Below are 204 nucleotides of genomic sequence, written 5' to 3'. Positions count from 1 at the left end.
GGAAATACCTGTACAAACGGTAAGATTGCCTATGCAGACTTTCAGTTGGAAAATGAAGAAAATGAGACGGTGGATTTTTGTGCATCTAGTATTGGCTTTATAGGTGTGGGTGAGAGAAATCATCTTGTGGTTTTGGTATCCGATATTGGATATTTTAATTATATGGGGACGATAGATAATGATCATAATGCATTTCTATTAAAA

At 34.8% G+C, this 204-nt stretch carries 1 protein-coding gene; it reads left to right on the top strand.

What is annotated here, in order from left to right; all coding sequences use genetic code 11:
- Positions 1–204: hypothetical protein (locus CSX02_RS13635; protein ID WP_189281513.1), on the top strand; the 204-nt coding region annotated here is incomplete at both ends.

The sequence above is a fragment of the Agathobacter ruminis genome, assembly GCF_002735305.1.
GTDB classification, from domain to species: domain Bacteria; phylum Bacillota; class Clostridia; order Lachnospirales; family Lachnospiraceae; genus Roseburia; species Roseburia ruminis.
This window is presented reverse-complemented; position numbering and strand designations above follow the sequence as displayed.